Source organism: Luteibacter sp. P1_D3, from assembly GCF_056406135.1.
Genome location: NZ_JBFUAT010000027.1, coordinates 17,612 through 37,063, shown reverse-complemented (window position 1 = coordinate 37,063; position 19,452 = coordinate 17,612). Strand labels below are relative to the sequence as shown.

Below are 19,452 nucleotides of genomic sequence, written 5' to 3'. Positions count from 1 at the left end.
TGAGTCAGGGATGAGCGAAAGGGCCCTTCGGGGCCCTTTCTTTCTGAGGTGCCGGCCGCGTCATGCGAACGAAATCAAGCGCGCCCTATGCTTGGGAACGAATGAGGGAAACACGATGCGGCAGAGGCGCTCGCGAGGGTTCAGCTTGCTCGAAACGTTGGCCGCGATGTTCTTGCTCGCGCTGTGCTTTGGCGCCTTGATGCAGGCGGCCGGTGCTTCCATGGCGCTCAACGCACGGGCGTCCGGTTACACGCAAGCGTCATTGTGGGCCAGCGGCTTGCTCGACAGGCAATATGTCACCGAGTTCCCATCCACAGGTGTTCACGAGGGAAGGTTCGACGATGTGTACCGGTGGACGATGAAGGTGTCGGAACCTTCGTCCGAGACCTTCATCAGAACGACGGCACCGATGCGGCTCTATCGCATCGAGTTGATCGTCGAATGGAATGAAAAGGGGAGGGCGGCGTCAGCACGTTTCCTGACCCGGCGCACGGTATCCCAGGTTCCACCGCGGGATGCACCGTCGCCGGCGGGGGACTCGTGAAGCGTTCGGCAGGCTTCAGCTTGATGGAGACGCTGGCAGCGCTGGCGCTGCTGGCACTCCTGCTCCTGGGCGTGATGGCGTCGCTGGATACGATTGCGCGGTCCACTCATGCGAGTCTTGCTGCCACCCAGCGACTCGATGAGATGCGGGCGGCGCAGAACTATATGCGTCGGGCGCTTTCGGGTGCGCTGGCCTATCCGTGGTCGATGGGCAAGGAACAGCGTGCAGTCGTCTTTCGTGGGGATGCACAGACAGTCACCTTCGTTTCTCCCGGACCGGGTTACCTCGCGGCTCAGGGCTTGCAGTTGCAGACGCTCTCGTTAGTCGGCACATCGGGAGACCAACGCCTGGAGGTGTCTTTCGCACCGCTTGCTACGCGTGCAGGAGCCGGGATCGTGCCGACTGCGCCCGAGACACTCGTCGAGCACATTGCATCGGGGCGTATCGTTTACAGCGGATTGGATGATCAGGGCCACCCGGTGACCTGGAAGACATCGTGGCCTTATGAAGAGCGCCTGCCGACCATGATCGGTGTGGAACTTCAGTTGCGCCCGGGACTCCGCTGGCCAACCTTCACGGTGCCCTTGCGCATGGACACGGGTGCCGTGAACGATCGCGAAGCCTATACACGCCTTGTCGCTGCGCAGTCGAAGTCATGAGGCCGCTGCGATGCAGGCGAGGGCAACGAGGCATCGCCCTTCTCGTGGTGCTGTGGGGATGCACGCTCGCCGCCATTACCCTTGGTGCCCTGGCCAGCAGTGCCAGGGTCGAAGGGATACAGGCCCGCGGGCAGTATCTTCAGACGAAGGGCTTTTACGCGGCGGAAGCCGGCATCGAGCAAGCGGCATACCGACTTCGCGCTGCGCAGCCCGCGCAACGGTGGTCGGTCGATGGACGAACGTATCGCATGCGAGAAGGCGACGCCGACGTATCGGTGTCCATAGGGGATGAGGATGGCAAGCTCAATCTCAACCAGGCGTCTCCCGAACAGCTGGGCGCTTTGTTGAAGGCTGTGGGTGTCGATCCGGAGCGGATGCCGCGTATGCGCGATGCCATTGTCCAGTGGGGGAATGGCGGGGAACGCTTTGCCGACAGTCTTCTGGCCAAGGGCGGATTCACCAGCCTTGAGGAGCTGCGTCGCGTTCCCGGTCTGCCCTCGGATGTGCTTGATCGCCTGGAGCCGACGCTGACGCTATGGTCGACGTCGGGACCGAACCWTGCGCACGCTCCCGTGGAAGTGGTCGTCGCGATGACGGGAGCGGGACAGGAAGCCGCCGAGTCCTATGTCGAGGACATCCGCGCCATGGACCCCGAACACGGCGGCCTTCCCGCGATCCCGGGTAACGTGGGGTCGGCTCAGTCGTCCGTACTTGCCAGCGGCACCGTCACCATCGTTTCGACGGCTACCTTCAGTGATGGAGTCGCTGTGAGGATCCAGGCAACGGTGGCTCTTCAGAACGCACCTGGCGATCCCCGCTCGTATCGTGTGCTTCGATGGCGCGAATCGGGGGCCGAAGCGAATCGTTCGGGCGGCCGCCCGGTACCGGCGTCCTGATACACCGTCTTCATATCGTCACGACAGCTGAGATATGGGCATCGCCAAATGGTCACGACGGCACGATAGCGTCTCTCGGCGCGCGCTTGGGTGGACGACGACGGGTCTCGACGGCGCACAGGATCCATTACCGAAACCCATTACCGAGGTGTTTTCCATGACGACTCAACTTTCGGCGTCCAAGAGCCATTGGCTCGCGTCCGCGACTCGCTGCGCTCTCCCGCTCCTCATGGCTGGCGTGGCGCTCCCTGCGTCGGCTGCTCACAACAACCACGCATACGTTGCAAACCAGACGGACAACACCGTTTCCGTGATCGATATGAACACCAACGGTGTGACCGCCACCATTACGGTCGGCTTCACCCCGGTAGCTGCCGCGGTCAGTCCTGACGGCAACCACGTCTACGTGGCCAACAGTCAGTCCAACACGATCTCCGTGATCGACGCCGCCACCAATATCGTGGCCGCCAACGTCGCGGTAGGTTCGACCCCCGCCGCCGTCACGGTCAGCGGTGATGGCTCGAAGGTGTATGTGGCCAACTCCGGTGCCAATACCGTTTCCGTCATCAACGCGTCCACCAATTCGGTGGTCGGCGAGATCGCGGTCGGCAGCTCTCCGCTGAGCATCGCAGCGGGTCCTGGTGGCGCCCGTGTCTATACCGGCAACGTGGGCGACGGCACCGTCTCTGTCATCGACACGCGCGCGGGTAAGGTGACCGCCACGGTGTCGGTGAACGGCGTTCCGTTCGGCCTGGGCGTCGGCCCCCTGGGCGCGCGCCTTTACGTGCCGGATATCGGATCCAACAACGTCGCCATCGTCGATACCCTCAGCAGCAAGGTCGTCGGCACGATCGCCGCAGGCAACGGAGCTTTCGACGTGGCGACGAGCCTTGTCGGCACGCCGGTGTATGTTTCCAACGTTGCCGACAACACGGTTTCGGTCATCGAGCCGTTCAGCAAGAAGACGCTCGCCACGGTAGTCGTCGGTAATTCGCCGGAGTCGGTCGCAGTCAGTCGAAATTCCGGTCGGGTCTACGTCACCAACACGGGTTCGAATAATGTCTCCGTGATCGATCCGTTCAAGAACACGGTGGTCGCCACGGTCAATGTCGGCAATTCGCCGGCCGCGGTCGCGACCCAGCCGGAATAACGATGTAGCCAGTGACGGCGGCAGTGGCCGGGAAGAGCCACGAAAGCGAACGGCCATCTCTTCGGAGGTGGCCGTTTCTTTTAGGGGCGAGTTGCCGGTTCGCGCGAACCCATGCAACAGTGCGTCATGGGGTCGCAACACGCACCCCCCAATCTCGCAGGCTTCAATAACCATGATGGTTCTTGCATGACGCGTTTTCTTACGATCGGCGCCACGGCGCTCGCGGTAGCCCTGGCAGGTTGCTCTACGCTGCCCCAGCCCCGCGATGATGGCGCACTGCAACGCGAAGCCATGGCGGGTACCGAGCTCCCGGCACCGAAGGCGAAAATCGCGCCGTCGACCAATCCGTCTGTTCCATCCAACACGGCGCCGCAGGTGACGACGGGTACCGGCGAGTTCATTAAGCCGGTCGGTTTGGCCAAGCCGAAGCCGGTCGCCGAAGGCGCAGGTACAGTCACCTTCAATTTCGAGAACCAGCCGGTCGAGTCGGTGGTGAAAGCCATCCTCGGCGACCTGCTACATGAGAACTATTCGATCGTGCCGGGCGTGCAGGGCAACGTGTCCTTCTCCACCTCGCAGCCGGTCACGGCCGAGCAGGCCTTGCCGATCCTCGAGACCTTGCTCTCGTGGACGGGGAATGCACTCGTCCACAGCAATGGCCGCTATGTGGTGATGCCGGCGAAGGACGCCGTCGCCGGCAACCTCGTGCCGAGCATCGGCGCGACGGCACCCGCCGGTGGTCTGCAGGCACGCCTGTTCCCGCTGCACTTCATCTCCGCGACGGAGATGCAGAAGCTGATCAAGCCGTTCGCGCGTGCCGACGCCGTGCTGCTCGCCGACCCCACCCGCAATGTCCTGGTGATGGCCGGCACGCCGAGCGAACTGGACAACTACCAGCGCACGGTCGCCACGTTCGACGTGGACTGGCTGCGTGGCATGTCGGTCGGTGTGTTCGCCCTGCAGCGGGCCCAGGTGAAGGACCTCACGCCGAAGCTCGAAGGCATTTTCGGCGAGAAGGGCAATACGCCGATGGCCGGCATGCTGCGCTTCATTCCGATCGAGCGGACCAATTCGCTGGTGGTGCTCAGCCCGCAGCCGGTTTACCTGGACGAGGTGCGCAGCTGGATCGACCGTATCGATCGTGGTGGCGGTAACGAGCCGCAGCTCTACGTGGTGGATGTGCGTAACGTGCAGGCCTCGGACATGGCCGATTACCTTTCGGACATCTACGGCAGCGGATCCGGTGGCGGCCGTTCGGGCGACAGGGGCGGCAAGGTCGGCCCCGGCCTGAGCTCCGGCACGTTGGGCGGCAGCGACAGCGATCTGGGTAATCGGGGCGGCTCCGGCATCGGAAGTACCACGGGCGCTTTCGGCAATACGGGTTCGTCGACGGGCACCTCGACCACCGGCATGAGCTCCGGTAGCGGGCTGGGCGGCAGCAGCACGGGCATCGGCGGCAGCAGCACGACGGGTCTCGGTGCGGGCTCCGGTTCGTCCGACGACAGCGGCGGCGATGCGGGTAACCGGCATTCCTCGACCACGACGGACGATGGCGTGCGTATCACCTCGGTGGACGCGAACAACCAGTTGATGGTCCGTTGCCGTCCGGCGCAGTGGGCCGAGATCGAGCAGGCGATCAAGCGCCTCGATGCCGTACCGATGCAGGTGCAGATCGAGACACGCATCCTTGAAGTCACCCTCAGCGGCGATCTCGAGTTTGGTGTGCAGTGGTACCTCGAAGGCCTGACCGGCACGACCAATGGTCAGCCGACCCAGCCGGGCAACAAACATCAGTACGCGCTCGGCGGTGGCGGTGCGACCCTCAGCGCCAGCGATAACCTCTTTTATTCCTTCGTCAACAACAACATCTCTGTTGCGCTTCACGCGATGGAGCAGAACGGAAACACCAAGGTGCTCTCGGCACCGTCGCTGGTGGTGCTGAACAACCAGAAGGCCCACATCGAGGTCGGCGACCAGATCCCGATCACCCAGACCTTCGTCAACACCGGCGCGAACACGGACAACACGATCGGCCAGGTGGAATACAAGGACACYGGCGTGATCCTCAACGTGCGTCCGCGCGTGAATCCGGGTGGCCTGGTYTACCTCAATGTGAGCCAGGTGGTGAGCAGCCCCGGTATCAAGGACACCACGACCGGCAACTTCCCGATCCAGCAGCGTGAGGTGGCCACCCAGGTGGCCGTCCAGAGCGGGCAGACGGTGCTCCTCGGCGGCCTGATCAAGCAGAACGACGCCCTGACCGATACCGGCATCCCGGGGCTCAACCAGATACCGATATTCGGCCGGTTGTTCGGCACGACGAGCCGCACGCGGACTCGCACCGAGCTGATCGTCCTGATCACCCCCCGGGTGATCACCAACGGCGACGAGGCCAAGCAGGTCACCGACGAGTACCAGCGCAAGTTCGAGTCACTGCGGCCGTTGACCCAACCCGCCACACCTTGACCTCGGGGTGGCGGAGGGTGCATACACCCACATCACGGGGCGCGTTTCACATTGGACGCGTGTTCCTGACGGGGGGAGATTCGCTTGATACAGGATCTGGCCGGCTGGTCGACGGTGCTGGAGCTGATGCCCACGGCGATGTTCGTGCGCGATGCGGCGCACCGCTGGGTGTTCGTCAACCGCATGGGCTGCGAGTACTTCGGCCTGAACGCCGGCGACGTGCTCGGCAAGACCGATGCCGAGCTGTTCCCACCCGACCAGGCCGCCCGCTTCGAAGCCGGTGACGACGCCGTGCTGCGCAGCCACGAAGTGGTGGAAACCGAAGAGACGGTGACCGACCCGCACGGTCACGTCCGCACCTTGCTCACCCGCAAGACCTGCATCGACCTGGAGGGCGCACCGCATGTGCTGGCCTCGGTCACCGATATCACCGAGCTGCGCGAGTCCGAGGCGCACGTGCGCTGGCTTGCCTGCCACGACGCCCTGACCGGGTTGGCCAACCGTACGGCGCTGTTCAGCCGGCTCGACGCGGCGATCGGCCGGGCGGCCAGCGGCGGCCTGCGTTCGGCGCTGTTCTACCTGGACATGGACGGCTTCAAGAAGGTCAACGACGCTTACGGACACCTGATCGGCGACGAGTTGCTGGTCCAGTTCGGCGCGCGGCTGCGTAGCGTGGTCGGCCCCGACGACACCGTGGCGCGTATCGGTGGCGACGAGTTCGCGCTGCTGGTCGACGATCACGGCGACCTCGATGCGCACGCGCTTGCCGAGCGCATCCTGCTCCTGGCCGGCGAGCCGTTCGACGTGCTCTCGACGACCACCTTCATCGGCACGTCGATCGGCATGGTCGCGATCGATACCGATGCCGTCGCTGCCGGCGAGCTGGCGCGCAAGGCGGACAGCGCCCTGTACGAGGCGAAGAAGAAACGTAACCGCCTGGTGGTCTACACCAAGGCCATGGACGCAGCGCTGGCCCATCGCCGCGACATCGAAAAGGCGCTGCTCGAGGCCTTGCTCACCCGCGAGGGCCTGAGCTGTCACTACCAGCCGATGATCCGCAGCGCGGACGGCAAGGTGGTGGGCCTGGAGGCGCTCGCCCGCTGGCGGCATCCTACCCTCGGCGTCGTCTCGCCGGTGCAATTCATCGCCGTGGCGGAAGAAACCGGCCTGATCGGTCAGCTGGGCGAATGGGTCCTGCGCACGGCATGCGCTCGCGTGGCCAAGCTCGACGACCTGTTCGTGGCGGTCAACGTGAGCGCCGTGCAGCTGCGCGACGAAGGCTTCGCCGACATGGTCATGCGCGTGCTCCTGGAGACGCGCCTGCCGCCGAAGCGCCTGGAACTGGAGATCACCGAGACCGCCATCGTCAACGCGGATGGTGCGGCGGTGCAGCTGCTCAGGCGCCTTCGCCGGACCGGCGTGCGCATCTCGCTGGACGACTTCGGCACGGGCTATTCCAGCCTGACCCTGCTCAAGGACCTCGCGGTCGACAAGGTCAAGATCGATCGGTCCTTCGTGCAGAACGCGACCCAGGCCGGCGATTCCGCCGCCATCGTGCGGGCCGTGTCCAACCTGGGCGCCGCGCTGGGCCTGTGCGTGGTGGCCGAAGGGGTGGAGACCGAGCAGCAGCGTGCCTTCCTCAGCGAGGCCGGGTGCGACGAGCTGCAGGGCTTCCTGTTCTCGCCGGCGGTACCCGAAGACCGCATCGAGCGGATCATCGGCCCGTACCCGGTGTCCGTGCCGGCTTATTCGGCCGGATAGGCGTCCGCGGGCATCGGCCAGGTCCGCCGAAGATCCGGCATGCCGGGCATCGTGGTGGGCTGCGGCAGCGGCAACGGTGTATGCGCATCCACCAGGCCGCCGGTGGCGTCGCCGACGATGGCGATGATGCAGCCGCCACTTTCTTGCGAACTGCCGAACGACAGCCGTCCCCAGGGCATCTGCATGACCATGTAGCGGTTGGGCAGCATCGATGGCGCGGCGGGCAGGCTGGTTTCCGAGGTCGCCACGTGGAAAGCTTCGGTCAGGCCGCTGCGCGCGAAGCAGGGCCGCTGCTCGAGCTGGATCGAGGTGAAGCGCACCATCGGCACATCGCCTCCCTCGTTGAAACCGCGCGCCTCGAAGGCGCTGACGCGGTAGCCGTCCCGGGTGACGAAGGGAACGCTGCGCACGATGAGCGGTGGCGCGTCGGCCGTGGCGTGCAGTCCACCCGGCAGTTTGTTGGACAGGGAATCCACCGCGTTGGGCAGGGTGCCCATGGTCGAATTGATGATCTCGACCAGGGTCTTGTCGCTGCGCGGAACGCTCACGGGCTCGGCCGCCACGGCGGAAGCCAGGGCAGCGGCAAGCAGGATGGCCAGGAGGCGAGTCGGACGCATGAGGGCCAGGTCGAGGTGAGCAGGGGCGCTAGTTTGCACGAGTTGACGCCCTTGCATGCGCCGCGAACGCCCGGATATTGGAAACAACGTCCTACCCCTGATGCCGATGACAGACCTGCGCTTCGACAATGCCTTCGTCCGCGAGTTGCCGGCCGACCCCGAAATGTCCAACGGTCCGCGTCAGGTCGTCGGCGCGGCGTTCTCGTGGGTGGAGGCTACGCCCGTGGCGGCGCCGCGGCTGGTCGCCGTCTCGACCGAGGTCGCGGCCATGCTAGGCGTCTCGCCCGATGCGCCGGATTTTGCGGTGGTGTTCTCCGGCAACGCGCGCTTGCCGGGCATGACCGGCTACGCCATGGCCTATGGCGGTCACCAGTTCGGCAACTGGGCCGGCCAGCTGGGCGACGGCCGCGCGCTGGGCCTGGGCGAGGTACTCACCGCCCACCGTGGCCGGCAGGAACTGCAGCTGAAGGGCGCCGGTCGCACGCCTTACTCGCGTGGCGCCGATGGCCGGGCGGTCCTGCGTTCGTCGATCCGCGAATTCCTGTGCAGCGAGGCCATGCACCACCTCGGCGTGCCGACCACCCGCGCCTTGTCCCTCGTGCTCACGGGCGACGAGGTTCTTCGCGACGTGATGTATGACGGTAACCCGGCGCTGGAGCCGGGGGCCATCGTCTGCCGCGTCGCGCCGTCGTTCATCCGCTTCGGTTCGTTCGAGCTGCCGGCGGCGCGTAACGACGTGGAACTGCTGCGTAAGCTGGCGGACTTCACCATCGCCACACATTATCCGGCCTTCGCCGGGCTGGACGGGGAGGCACGTTACGCCGCCTTTTTCGCCGAGGTCTGCGAGCGCACCGCGCGCCTGATGGCGCACTGGATGCGCGTCGGCTTCGTGCACGGCGTGATGAACACGGACAACATGTCCATCCTCGGCCTGACCATCGATTACGGCCCCTACGGCTGGGTCGATGACTTCGACCCCGACTGGACCCCGAACACCACCGACCGCGCGCACAAGCGCTACCGTTTCGGCCACCAGCCACGCGTGGCGTACTGGAACCTGCAGCGGTTGGCCCAGGCACTGTCGCCGCTGTTCACTGGTGTGGAGGCGCTTCAGGACGGCCTGGACCGCTACGTCGAGGTGTTCGAAGCCACCGATGCCGCGTTCTCCGCGGCCAAGCTCGGCCTCGTCACCGCCCAGGAGGGCGACGAAGCGCTGGTCGCCGACCTCCGCGGCCTGCTGACACTGGGCGGCATGGACATGACGATCTTCTACCGCGACCTCGCGTTGCTCGATCTCGATGCGCCGCATCCAGGCGTGGTGGGGGCCGCTTTTTACGAGGATGAGAAACGGGTGGCGACGCAGGAGGCGCTGGGTGCGTGGCTGCAGCGCTATGCGGAGCGCGTCCGTGCGGAGGCGTCGCCGGCGTCGGAACGGCTGGCCCTGATGCATGCCAGCAACCCCCGTTACGTATTGCGCAACTACCTCGCGCAGCAGGTGATCGACAGCGCGGAGCGGGGCGATTACGCGCCCCTCCACGAGCTGATGGAGACCCTGCGTCGGCCCTACGACGAGCAGCCGGGTAGGGATCATCTGGCCGGTCGCCGGCCGGAATGGGCGCGCGATCGGGTCGGCTGCTCCATGCTTTCCTGCAGTAGCTGACCCGCCACGGGGTAGAATCGGCGGCCCGGATATCCCTTTCAGGCCTTCGCGTTGTCCGCTGGTTCCGCTTCCGATGCCGCTCTCGATGCCTTGTTCGTCCCGTTCGCCACGGGCGACCTCGCGTGGCCGGCGTCCGGCGATGTCCTGATCCTGCGGGCGCGCGACGGCTTCGTCGTGCGTGAGCAGCGTCGTCCCGGCTGGGTGTTGCAGCAGTCGTTCAAGCCAGCGGCCGATGCGCTCGCACGCTCCGGTTTCGCGGTGAGTGCGGATATTCCCGAAGGCCGCTTCGCCGTCGTCATGGTCCTGCCGACGCGCCAGCGCGAAGAGTCGCGGGCCTTGTTCGCGCAGGCCACGACGCGCGTGGCGCCCGACGGGGTGGTTATCGCGGCGGTGCCGAACGCGGAAGGCGCAAAGACCGCCGAGGCCGACCTCGCGCTACTCTGCGGCGGGGTGTCCCACCTCTCCAAGCACAAATGCCGCGTGTTCTGGACGCGTCCTGGGGCCACGCCCGAGCCGTCCTTGCGGGATGCCTGGCTTGCGCTGGACGAGGCCTTGCCGATCGACGAGGGTCGCTACCTCAGCCGTCGCGGCCTGTTCGCCTGGGATCGCATCGACATCGCCTCCGCCTTGTTGGCCTCGGTGTTGCCCGTCGACTTCATGGGCCGTGTCGGCGATCTCGGCGCGGGCTTCGGCTATCTCGCCTGCCGCGTCATCGCCACGAATCCTGGCGTAACCGCCGTCGATCTCTACGAAGCGGAAGGTCGCGCCATCGAGCCGGCCCGGCAGAACCTCGCCACGACGATCGCCGCCACGGGCAGGGCGGTCACCGCCAACGTGCACTGGCATGACGTCACGCACGGCATCGACGGTGGCTACGACGCCATCGTGTCCAATCCGCCGTTTCATCAGGGGCGCGCCGACCAGCCGGAACTGGGACGTGCCTTCATCGCGGTCGCTGCGCGCGCGTTGTCGCCGCAGGGTCGCTTCTGGATGGTCGCCAACCGGCATCTCCCCTACGAAGCCACGCTCGAAGCGTGCTTCACCCATGTTCGACCCGTCGCCGAGCGCGACGGGTTCAAAGTGATCGAAGCGAAGGAGCCTCGTCGATGAAACTCGTGCGCCTGTTGGCGAACCTCGGCTATGGCAGCCGCAAACAAGTCGCCGCGCTGTTCCGCGAAGGTGTCGTCACCGACGCCTCGGGTGAGGTGCTCTATGCCGACGACAAGGTCGAGCATGCGGACGTGCGCTTCGAAGGCGAGCCTCTGGATCCGCCGGCCGGCATGCTGATCATGTTGAACAAGCCGGCCGGTTACACGTGCTCGCGCAAGGACGTCGGTCGCCTTGTCTACGAACTGCTGCCGCCGCGTTACGGCATCCGCAATCCGGTCCTGTCGACGGTGGGTCGTCTCGACCGCGAGACCTCGGGCCTGCTGCTGTTCACCGACGACGGCCCCTTGCTGCACCGGATCATTTCGCCGAAGTCCTCGGTGGCCAAGGTGTACGAGGCGACGCTCGCCGAAGACCTGCGCGGGGATGAAGCCGCCACGTTCGCGGCGGGTACGTTGATGCTGGACGGCGAGACCGACCCGCTGGAGCCGGCCACCCTCGAAATACTCGGTCCCCGCCACATTCGTCTGGCGCTCACCGAGGGTCGCTACCACCAGGTCCGCCGCATGTTCGCCGCCATCGGCAACCACGTGGAAACCCTGGAGCGCGTCGCCTTGGGTGGCCTGACCCTTGACGGCCTGGCTTCTGGTGAGTGGCGTCAGCTAACTGCGGAAGACACCGCACGCATCTTCGCTGGCCCTTGACGCCGCCGGCTGTGGTAGGAGCCGATTCATCGGCGAACGGGTGYTCGCCTCACCCCGGCCCGCTGCCGCGGGATCGCCGATGAATCGGCTCCTACAGAGAGCTGCCCGCTGCCGCGGGATCGCCGATGAATCGGCTCCTACAGAGAGCTTGCCCGTTGCCGCGGGATCGCCGATGAATCGGCTCCTAYCGGAGCGGTTGTCGGCCTGTGGACGCCTTGTCCACGCAGGGTGCAGTATCCGGAAGTCCTCATGACCCCAAGGAGCACTCCATGACCAAAATCGCCATTGCCGTCGCTGTCGCCAGCCTCTTCGCCGGTACCGTCGCCCAAGCAGCCCAGGTAGTCGACAAGAGCGTCGTCGTCCCGATGACGGCTGTCACCGCCGATGGCGCGGGCGCCTCGGTCGGCACGGTCACCGTGACGCAGTCCGCAGGCGGCCTGGTCTTCACCCCGAACCTCAAGGGTCTGCCGCCGGGCGAGCACGGCTTCCACCTGCATGAGAAGGCCAGCTGCGATCCGGGCGAGAAGGATGGCAAGAAGGGTGCGGCCCTCGCGGCTGGCGGTCACTACGACCCGATGAAGACCGGCAAGCACGAAGGTCCGGACGCGATGGGCCATGAAGGCGATCTGCCACGCATCACCGTGGGTGCCGATGGCACCGACACCACCGCCGTCACCGCGCCCCACCTGAAGAGCCTGGCCACGCTGAAGGACCATTCGCTGATGATCCACGCCGGTGGCGACAACTACGCCGACGAGCCGGCGCCGCTCGGCGGCGGCGGTGCGCGCATCGCCTGCGGCGTGATCAAGTAAGGGTCGAATGTCGCAAGGCGGTCTTTTCGCTCCCGAACCGCTCGTGATCGTCGATGACGACCACGGGCGGTTCGCGTATGAGCCTGGCGTGATTTCCGTCGTGGCGGCCGAGGCGTGGTTCGCTACGTTGCTGGCCGAGGTTCCGTGGCAGGCGAAACGACGCGAGATGTATGGCCGCGACGTGGATGTGCCACGGCTGGTGCAGCATTACGCACTGGACGACCCCGACTTGCCACCGGTGCTGCGCGATGCGCGCCGCGAGGTTGTCGCGGCCACAGGTACCCCGTTTACCTCGGTGGGCCTGAACCTCTATCGCGATGGACGCGACAGCGTGGCGCCGCACAACGATCACATCGAGGAACTGGCCGAGGGCGCGCCGATCACGCTGCTCTCGCTGGGTGCCACGCGGACGATGACCTTGCGCGAGCGCGAGTCGCCGAAGCGGAAGTTCGACGTGAAGCTGGAGCCCGGCAGCCTGCTGACGATGAGTTATGCGACGCAGTTTCATTGGGATCATGGGATCCCCAAGGCGCGCGGCGAGGTGGGGCCGAGGATCAGCCTGGCATTTCGGGTAAGACCGCCCCCCGCTCGGTAGGAGCCGATTCATCGGCGATCCCGCGGCAGCGGGCCAGACTGCGGCAAGCACCCATTCGCCGATGAATCGGCTCCCACAAGGAGCACTAGAAAAGGTCGATGCTGCCCAGGGCTACCGCGGCGCCCAGCTCACCGCGCTCGGTCAGTGCCTCGTAACCATGCACGCTGTTCCGCCCGTTTTCCTTGGCGAAATACAGCGCCTTGTCAGCGCGGTCGAGCACGATCTCGGGGTAGTCGTTCTCGGTGATGCGCGCGTAGCCGATGCTGACCGTGACGTGGCCGACCTGCGGGAACGCATGCTCGGCGACGAAGTGGCGGAAGCGGTCCAGTGCCATGTGCGCGACGCGTTCGTCCTGCGCAGCGATCAGCATGACGAATTCTTCGCCGCCGAAACGGAACAGCACGTCGCTCTGACGGAAGCTGTGCCGCATCTGCTGGGCAAGCATCAGGATGACTTCGTCGCCGTAGACATGGCCGTACGTGTCGTTGATGCGCTTGAAGTGATCGATGTCGAGGATGGCCAGCCAGATCTGCGAGACATCGGCCTCGAAGGGCAGGCGGCGCTCGTCTTCGCCCTTGGCCGCGGCGCGGGCACGCTGGCGCTGCAGCTTGAGCAGGCGTTGCAGGCGTTGTTCGAAACTGCGCCGGTTGTACAGGCCAGTGAGCTTGTCCCGCTCGCTCTCGTTGAGCAGGGCGATGTAGTTGCCGTAGATGCGGGCATAGCCTTCGACCATGTTGCGCACGCCGTCGAGCGAGTCTTCCGACTCCAGCATCAGGGCGCCGATGGCCGCATGGTCGCGCTGGATCGGGATGACCAGGCGGCAGGTGCCGTCCTCGGTGACATCGCTGATCGCTTCGAGGGTTTCCATGGCGCAGACGATCGTGTCGATCGGATCGCCGTCTCGCGAAGGATCCAGGGCTTCGACGACGAAGGCGCCAGCGTCGTTGCGCGAGCAGACCACGATCGAGTCCACCGGGAGCTGCAGGCTCTCGCCGCGCTTGCACAGGGTCACGCTGCTGACCGAGATCAGCTCGGCCAGCGACAGCACCAGGCTGTGGTCGAGCGCATCGATGTCGCGGTGGTGAGTGAACTCGGCCACGGAGGCGAGCAGGCGCGACTCCGGCGGACCGCCGGCAAGCGAATGCCACGGCGACCTCATGGCCCCACGATCCCGACGACCTGGCGTCCGCTATGTGAGCAACTGGCTGTCACCGACCCCATCCTCCCCCGAGTCGGACGCACGTGATGCGCGCCCTGTGTTGGTGTCACTGCGGCGATTCCCCGCCGCGCAACCTCGAAGGTGTTAGCGGCGTCGCGGCCGATAACTTTAGAGCATATTCGGCAAAAACTAAGGAAAGTGAGAACCCGTTCCGTTTTTCAGCCTTCACGAACGTGATGAAGTGGGGTAGGGCGCTGGGCTTAGGACGGCCAGTGCGACAGCAACCCCGGGTCGACGCCCACCCGACGGCAGGAGCGCGAGGCGACCCCCTCGGTCAGCGCCACGCGGAAAAGCGGGGCCATGCCGCGCAAGGTGCCGCGGGCCAGCCTGGCCTTACGCAGGTCGGCGTCGCTCCGCTGCAGTAACGACGCGGCCCAGTCCGGCAGCAGTGCGGCACCCGCGTGCAGAAACAGGTCGCGCGACAGCCCGGCCATCGGCACCGGCAGATCCAGCCGGCCGAGCACCTCGAGTACGACCCGCGACCGCTCGCCGAACACTAGCGAGGGGAGGACGCGCGCGATGTAGGCATCCATCTCGGCGACCGAGCCAGGGACATCGCGTGCGCCCAGCGCTTCGGCGACGCGACGTGTCTCATCGAGGTAGGCATCGGCCACCGCGGCGGACACGGCCATCGGCCCGTAGGCCCGGTAGCCGGCGAGGAAGCTCGACATCTCGCTGACGTGCACCCAGGTGAGCAGGTCCGGATCGTCGGCGGCGTAGGGGACGCCTGCCTCGTCCAGGCCCTTAACGTGGCCATGGATCGTGCGGACGCGTTCGATCATCGCCTCGGCGTCGTGGGTCGGGGCGTAGGTGGTCGCACCGACAAAGGCCGTGGTCCGGCGCAGGCGGCCGACCAGATCCTCGCGGAAGTTGGAGTGATCCCACACGCCGGCCAGGGCGCGCGGATGCAGCAGCTGCAGGTAGAGCGCACAGAGGCCCCCGGCGAGCATGCCGCAGAAATCCGAATGCATGCGCCAGGTCACGCTGGAGGGGCCGAACAGGCCGGGGTCGCCCGCGGGGTGCTCGTAATCGATGCCGCCGGAGGGTGGGCGCGGAAAGGCCGTGAGCACCCAGCGCCGGATCGGCGCGGACGCCGGTCGGAGCAGCCGCGCGAAGGCCGTCATGGGCTCAGTCTCCCGACCACCAACCGCGCCATTTGAAGAACCACACCGGCAGGATCGTGCTGAGGATGATCACGCCCAGCGCGATCGGATAGCCGTAGGGCATGTTCAGCTCGGGCATGTCCTTGAAGTTCATGCCCCAGATGCCGGCCAGGATGATCGGCGGAATGGTCGCAACGGAGGCGACCGTCAGCACCTTCATCACGTGGTTCTGGTCCGTGCTGATGAAACCGAGCGTGGCATCCAGCAGGAACTGCAGCTTGTTGGTCAGCTGGTCGTCGAACTCGTCCAGCGTACGCAGGTCGTGGTCGACCACGCGCAGGCGTACTTCGACGGTGTCGGACATCCACTCCGGTTTCTTGGCGCGCACGAAGGAGACGATGCGCTGCACGCCCAGCATGGACGAGCGGTTGCGCGCCTGCAGGCCTTCGAGTCTGCCGATCTCCAGCATGATGTCGCGCAGCAGCGGCGTGCCGAGCCGTTCCGGCGTGAACACCCGGTCGGAGAGCTTTTTCAGCTCGGCCGAGACGTCTTCCATGCGCTGCGCGGAGAGGTTCACGATGGCTTCGATGAGGGTCGCGAGGACGTCGGCGCTGGATTCCCAACGATGCTCGTGGCAGCTGTCGCTGGCGAGCTTGAACGCCGGCGATTCGGCGAAGCGCAGCGTCATCAGCACGTGGTTGGTCACGACGATACCGACCGGGCCGGGGTAGTGGCCGTTATCGGTGTCGGCGAAATAGGGGATGGAGAGGTACATGGCGTCGTCGTCCGTACGGATACGGCTGGACAGCGCCAGGTTCACGATGTCGCTTCGCTCGGGCACGCGCAGGCCGGTGATCTCGGCGGCGCAGCGGCGTTCGTCTTCGTTGGGGTCGAACAGGTCGATCCAGATCGGCGCCTTCGGCTTGCCCATCTCGGCGGACCACGTGACCGGGCCGGTGTGATTGCCGTGTTCGTGAACGATCAGCACGTGGGAGGGTGTCCTTGGCAACCGGGGAGCGCCACCGGCAAGGCCGGTGGCGCGGGCAGTTTACCCTTCCAGCGTCGCGTCCATCGTGATGGTGGCCTTGAGCACCTTGGACACCGGGCAGCCTTGCTCGGCCTGCTTGGCGATGGCCTCGAAGCCGGCCTGGTCGGTGCCGGGCACCTTCGCCTTTACGGTGAGGTGGGCCTTGGTGATGGTGAAGCCGTCGCCGTCCTTCTCCAGGGTGATCGTGGATTTGGTCTCGATCTTGTCGGCGGTCAGGCCGGCGGCGTTGAGCAAGCCGGAGAGCGCCATGCTGAAGCAGCCGGCGTGCGCGGCGCCGAGAAGCTCCTCGGGATTGGTACCCGGGCCGTCCTCGAAGCGGGACTTGAACCCGTACGGGGCTTCCTTAAGAACACCGGTCTGGCTCGAAATGACGCCCTGGCCGTCCTTGATCCCGCCTTGCCATACTGCTGATCCCCACTTTTGCATGATGCTCTCCTCACTGGTGATGGAATGCCGCTTCGAACACGCGCATGCTGATCCACGGACGTTACCGGCCGATGCATCCACATAATGCGAAGGGTCGCCCTGCCTTGATTGGAGAGAACGATGAGCGATACGGCAAAACCGCTTGAGATCCGTCACGACACCGCCAACCAGCTGTTCGTGGCCACCGTGGATGGCTACGACTGCGAGTTGGAGTACCGGCTGCAGGGCAAGATCATGAGCATCACCCATACCGGCGTGCCGTCGCCGGTGGGCGGTCGGGGCATCGCGGCCCTGCTGACCAAGTTCGCGGTGGAAACCGCGGAGAAGCAGCATTGGAAGATTGACCCGGCTTGTGCGTATGCCGAGGCTTGGTTCAAGCGGAATCCTGAGTACGCCCATCTGCTGGCGTGAGGCGACCGGGCTTTCGCCGATGAATCGGCTCCTACCTGGGTGAGGCGACCTGGTTATCGCCGATGAATCGGCTCCTGCATGGGAGGCGGCCTGCTCCGGTAGGAGCCGATTCATCGGCGATGCTTTGCCCGACGCTCGCCCGAACCTGAACGGACGTGCTAGTTTTCGTCCTCCCCATTCAGATTCAGGGTCACCTATGCGTACGAAGTGGATTGCCGCCGCCGTGGCGCTTGCCTGTGCGGGCGTTGCGCAGGCCGATACCGCCGCGAAGGCCGGCGACGCAGCGAAGCCCGCGGATCCGCGCATCGCCGCGATCCTCGACTCGCTGGGCAAGGTCCGCACCGTCGAATCCGTGGCCCTGTCGCCGGATGGCAAGCACCTCGCATGGGCCGTGAAGACCAACGGCAAGCCGGTGATCGAAGTCGCCGACGCCGATGGGCGCAACGCGCACCGCATCACCAAGTCGAACGGCTGCAGCGAGATCGGCGTCAGCTGGGCGCCGGACTCGCGCCACCTGGCCTTCCTCACCGACTGCGCCGGCAAGGCGCCGGGCGTGGAAGAGGGCAAGCAGAACGACATCAACGTGGTCGACATCGCCGGCAAGGCCGCGCCGCAGCGCCTGACCCGCCTCACCGGTTACATCGACGGCCTGGAATGGCGTCCGGACGGCAAGGCGCTCGCCTTCCTCTATGTGCCCAATGCCACCCGCCGGTCCAGCGCGACCGCCGCGGCGAAAGTGCAGACCGGCGAAGTCGGCGTCGAAGGCATCGAGATCCAGCAGGTCGCCATGGTCGAGGCCGCGGGTGGCGCGGTGACGACGCTGACCCCGGCGGGCTTGCACGTCTATGAATTCAGCTTCGCGGCGGACAGCCGCCGCATCGCCTATGTCGCGGCCGAACCGCCGGGCGACAACAACTGGTGGGTCGCCAAGCTCTACGTCCAGCCGGCCGCGCCGACCGCCAAGGGCAAGCCGGTTACGGTGGTCGACACCGCGACTCTCACCGGTCCGCTCAAGGACCTGCAGATGGCCGTGCCGCGTTTCTCGCCGGACGGTTCGCGCATCGCCTTCATCGGCGGCCTGATGAGCGACCAGGGCTCCACCGGTGGCGACATCTGGACGGTGCCCAGCGCCGGCGGCGCCGCGCCGGTCGACGTGACGCCGGGCATCACCACGACACCCGCCTGGATCGCCTGGACGGGTGCGGACGAACTGCTCGTTTCCGAAGCCGCCGCTGGCGCCAGCCGGGTGTCGCGTTATGCGCTTTCGGCCAATGGTGAGGCCTCCGCGACGACCCTGTTCGAAGTGCCGATGACGATCGGGGACGGTCGCCTGTCGATGTCCGTGTCGCTCACGACCGATGCCAGCAAGGCGGCCTTCACGGCCAGCTCGTTCGACCAGCCTTACGAAGTGCACGTCGCCAGCCTCGATGGGAAGGCCACGCCTGCCGCAGTCACCACGTTCAACGCCGGCTTGAAACCGTCGTGGGGCAAGGCCGAATCCATTACCTGGAAGAACGAAGGGCAGAACGTGCAGGGCTGGCTGCTGTACCCGGCCAACTACAGCCCGAAGAAGCACTACGGCATGATCGTGTCGATCCACGGCGGTCCCGCGGCCGCCGTGACGCCGCGCTGGCCGGGTGCGGGCTACGGTGGCGCGCCGCTGTCGGCGCTCGGTTATTTCGTCTTCATGCCGAACCCGCGCGGCAGCTATGGCCAGGGTGCGGCGTTCGTCCAGGCCAACCGCAAGGATTTCGGTTACGGCGACCTGCGCGATGTGCTCGCCGGCGTCGATAGCATCGAAAAAACCCACCCCGTCGACGACAAGCGGCTCGGCCTCACCGGCTGGAGCTACGGCGGCTTCATGACCATGTTCGCGGTGACGCAGACCCATCGTTTCAGCGCGGCGGTCGCCGGTGCAGGGATCTCGAACTGGCAGAGTTACTACGGCCAGAACCTGATCGACCAGTGGATGAAGCCGTACTTCGGTGCCTCGGTGTACGACGATCCGGGCGTCTACGCGAAGAGCTCGGCGATCAACTTCATCAAGGAAGTGCGGACGCCGACCCTGATCGTCGTGGGCGAGCGCGATGCCGAAACCCCGGCGCCGCAGTCGTTCGAGTTCTGGCACGCGCTGCGCGCCCAGAACGTGCCGACCTCGCTGGTGGTGTATCCGGGTGAGGGGCACGGTTTTGCGCGCGACGCCAGCCGGCGTGACGTGCTGGCCCGGGCCCTTGCCTGGTTCGACCGTTACCTCCCAGCCAGCGGGAAGTAGCG

Annotated in this window: 18 protein-coding genes; 13 read left to right on the top strand and 5 right to left on the bottom strand. The window is 66.0% G+C overall.

Annotated elements, in window-relative coordinates; translation table 11 throughout:
- Positions 1 to 10: 10 nt before the first annotated feature.
- The 6 genes from AC1DYM_RS16615 to AC1DYM_RS16590 all read left to right on the top strand — a co-directional run bounded on the left by AC1DYM_RS16615 (position 11) and on the right by AC1DYM_RS16590 (position 7,476).
- Positions 11 to 544 (top strand): type IV pilus modification PilV family protein, encoded by a 534-nt coding sequence (locus tag AC1DYM_RS16615; protein ID WP_477340181.1) that lies wholly within the window; start codon positions 11 to 13, stop codon positions 542 to 544.
- On the top strand, positions 541 to 1,203 hold the full coding sequence (locus tag AC1DYM_RS16610; protein ID WP_477340179.1) for a prepilin-type N-terminal cleavage/methylation domain-containing protein: 663 nt from the start codon (positions 541 to 543) through the stop codon (positions 1,201 to 1,203). The genes AC1DYM_RS16615 and AC1DYM_RS16610 overlap by 4 nt, the downstream gene beginning before the upstream one ends.
- Positions 1,200 to 2,099 (top strand): type II secretion system minor pseudopilin, encoded by a 900-nt coding sequence (locus tag AC1DYM_RS16605; protein ID WP_477340177.1) that lies wholly within the window; start codon positions 1,200 to 1,202, stop codon positions 2,097 to 2,099. Before AC1DYM_RS16610 ends, AC1DYM_RS16605 begins: the two co-directional genes overlap by 4 nt.
- Positions 2,100 to 2,256: 157 nt before the next feature.
- Positions 2,257 to 3,249, top strand: a complete 993-nt coding sequence (locus tag AC1DYM_RS16600; protein WP_477340175.1) for a YVTN family beta-propeller repeat protein — start codon at positions 2,257 to 2,259, stop codon at positions 3,247 to 3,249.
- Between the two features lie 186 nt (positions 3,250 to 3,435).
- The gene (gene gspD / locus AC1DYM_RS16595) at positions 3,436 to 5,715 is read left to right on the top strand and encodes a type II secretion system secretin GspD (RefSeq protein ID WP_477340173.1); all 2,280 of its coding nucleotides are present in this window, start codon (positions 3,436 to 3,438) and stop codon (positions 5,713 to 5,715) included.
- 84 nt (positions 5,716 to 5,799) lie between these two features.
- A complete protein-coding gene (locus AC1DYM_RS16590) occupies positions 5,800 to 7,476 on the top strand; it encodes a putative bifunctional diguanylate cyclase/phosphodiesterase (protein ID WP_477340171.1) in 1,677 nt (558 codons plus the stop codon).
- Here the strand turns inward: AC1DYM_RS16590 and AC1DYM_RS16585 are convergent.
- Entirely contained in the window at positions 7,461 to 8,093 is a 633-nt protein-coding gene (locus tag AC1DYM_RS16585) for a hypothetical protein (RefSeq protein ID WP_477340169.1), read from the bottom strand. The genes AC1DYM_RS16590 and AC1DYM_RS16585 overlap by 16 nt on opposite strands.
- A 106-nt stretch (positions 8,094 to 8,199) precedes the next feature.
- Between AC1DYM_RS16585 and AC1DYM_RS16580 the strand changes: the two genes are divergently transcribed.
- The 5 genes from AC1DYM_RS16580 to AC1DYM_RS16560 all read left to right on the top strand — a co-directional run bounded on the left by AC1DYM_RS16580 (position 8,200) and on the right by AC1DYM_RS16560 (position 12,971).
- The gene (locus AC1DYM_RS16580) at positions 8,200 to 9,753 is read left to right on the top strand and encodes a protein adenylyltransferase SelO (protein WP_477340207.1); all 1,554 of its coding nucleotides are present in this window, start codon (positions 8,200 to 8,202) and stop codon (positions 9,751 to 9,753) included.
- A gap of 51 nt (positions 9,754 to 9,804) precedes the next feature.
- The gene (locus tag AC1DYM_RS16575) at positions 9,805 to 10,863 is read left to right on the top strand and encodes a class I SAM-dependent methyltransferase (RefSeq protein WP_477340167.1); all 1,059 of its coding nucleotides are present in this window, start codon (positions 9,805 to 9,807) and stop codon (positions 10,861 to 10,863) included.
- Positions 10,860 to 11,564 (top strand): pseudouridine synthase, encoded by a 705-nt coding sequence (locus tag AC1DYM_RS16570; protein WP_477340165.1) that lies wholly within the window; start codon positions 10,860 to 10,862, stop codon positions 11,562 to 11,564. Before AC1DYM_RS16575 ends, AC1DYM_RS16570 begins: the two co-directional genes overlap by 4 nt.
- A 269-nt stretch (positions 11,565 to 11,833) precedes the next feature.
- Positions 11,834 to 12,376 carry a superoxide dismutase [Cu-Zn] SodC gene (gene sodC, locus AC1DYM_RS16565; protein ID WP_477340163.1) on the top strand — a complete coding sequence of 181 codons (543 nt, stop codon included), beginning with the start codon at positions 11,834 to 11,836 and terminating at the stop codon, positions 12,374 to 12,376.
- A 43-nt stretch (positions 12,377 to 12,419) separates the two neighbouring features.
- Entirely contained in the window at positions 12,420 to 12,971 is a 552-nt protein-coding gene (locus AC1DYM_RS16560; RefSeq protein WP_477340161.1) for an alpha-ketoglutarate-dependent dioxygenase AlkB family protein, read from the top strand.
- 85 nt (positions 12,972 to 13,056) lie between these two features.
- On the opposite strand, the gene AC1DYM_RS16555 is transcribed toward AC1DYM_RS16560, so the two are convergent.
- The 4 genes from AC1DYM_RS16555 to AC1DYM_RS16540 all read right to left on the bottom strand — a co-directional run bounded on the left by AC1DYM_RS16555 (position 13,057) and on the right by AC1DYM_RS16540 (position 16,767).
- Positions 13,057 to 14,130, bottom strand: coding sequence for a GGDEF domain-containing protein (locus tag AC1DYM_RS16555; protein WP_477340159.1), 1,074 nt, complete (start codon positions 14,128 to 14,130; stop codon positions 13,057 to 13,059).
- Positions 14,131 to 14,390: 260 nt separating this feature from the next.
- Positions 14,391 to 15,314: an oxygenase MpaB family protein gene (locus AC1DYM_RS16550; RefSeq protein WP_477340157.1), complete on the bottom strand. Its 924-nt coding sequence runs from the start codon at positions 15,312 to 15,314 to the stop codon at positions 14,391 to 14,393.
- 4 nt (positions 15,315 to 15,318) lie between these two features.
- Positions 15,319 to 16,281, bottom strand: coding sequence for a CorA family divalent cation transporter (locus AC1DYM_RS16545; RefSeq protein WP_477340155.1), 963 nt, complete (start codon positions 16,279 to 16,281; stop codon positions 15,319 to 15,321).
- A 60-nt stretch (positions 16,282 to 16,341) separates the two neighbouring features.
- Complete coding sequence (locus AC1DYM_RS16540) at positions 16,342 to 16,767, bottom strand: OsmC family protein (protein ID WP_159892135.1); 426 nt, start codon at positions 16,765 to 16,767, stop codon at positions 16,342 to 16,344.
- Between the two features lie 120 nt (positions 16,768 to 16,887).
- Between AC1DYM_RS16540 and AC1DYM_RS16535 the strand changes: the two genes are divergently transcribed.
- Both AC1DYM_RS16535 and AC1DYM_RS16530 read left to right on the top strand, forming a co-directional pair.
- Positions 16,888 to 17,178, top strand: coding sequence for a GNAT family N-acetyltransferase (locus AC1DYM_RS16535; RefSeq protein ID WP_477340152.1), 291 nt, complete (start codon positions 16,888 to 16,890; stop codon positions 17,176 to 17,178).
- 196 nt (positions 17,179 to 17,374) lie between these two features.
- The gene (locus AC1DYM_RS16530; protein ID WP_477340150.1) at positions 17,375 to 19,450 is read left to right on the top strand and encodes an alpha/beta hydrolase family protein; all 2,076 of its coding nucleotides are present in this window, start codon (positions 17,375 to 17,377) and stop codon (positions 19,448 to 19,450) included.
- The last annotated feature ends 2 nt before the right edge of the window (positions 19,451 to 19,452 follow it).